Below are 571 nucleotides of genomic sequence, written 5' to 3'. Positions count from 1 at the left end.
CTTCCGATCACCACGAGGGCGGCGGAGCATTTTTGCAGTAGTCTCCCATGGCGCCCAGGAGGAACGAAGATGATGAGTGACGTCGAAATTTCGCCAGCCCTCGATACCCGATTGGCCTCGCTCAGGGCTAGGATGCGCGATGCGCGCATCACAGAGGCAGACATCAAGACCTTTCAGAAAGTCGCAACCATCATGGGTGGAGAGAGCGGCCGCATTGACGGCGATGACCTAATTGCAGCTTCTTTCGTCCTCGATGACAATGCCGATCGCCCTTAAATTCTCCATGCATCGACAGGGCGCGTGGATCGAACTCGCGGGGGTTAGGTGAAGGTTTTCGATAGACTTGAAGCGCTACTCGAGGCGGGCGATCCGCAGGCTGCGTTAGCAGAGGCACGGACCCTGGTGCTTGAAATTGAGCGGCGGTCAAACGTGGTCGCGGGCGCAGTCGACGATTTCTTGATCGACCTGATGACCCTTGCATTCGTCGCCGAAGCGTATGGCAATCACCTTGCCGAGGCCGCAATCACCTTGCCGAGGCCGCTCACAAACTCGCTCGGCGAAGGCTCTCAAA

Annotated in this window: 2 protein-coding genes; both read left to right on the top strand. The window is 58.0% G+C overall.

Features of this window, described 5'->3' with window-relative positions:
• The first annotated feature begins 69 nt into the window (after window positions 1-69).
• Window positions 70-276 (top strand): hypothetical protein, encoded by a 207-nt coding sequence (locus tag AC1DXM_RS31990; RefSeq protein ID WP_477239561.1) that lies wholly within the window; start codon window positions 70-72, stop codon window positions 274-276.
• 48 nt (window positions 277-324) lie between these two features.
• The coding region (locus AC1DXM_RS31985) for a hypothetical protein (protein ID WP_477239559.1) at window positions 325-571 on the top strand (247 nt) is incomplete at its 3' end.

This window comes from Mesorhizobium sp. P3_A2 (genome assembly GCF_056403115.1).
The sequence above is the reverse complement of the archived record's forward strand: the minus strand, read 5'-3'. Positions and strand labels throughout refer to the sequence as shown.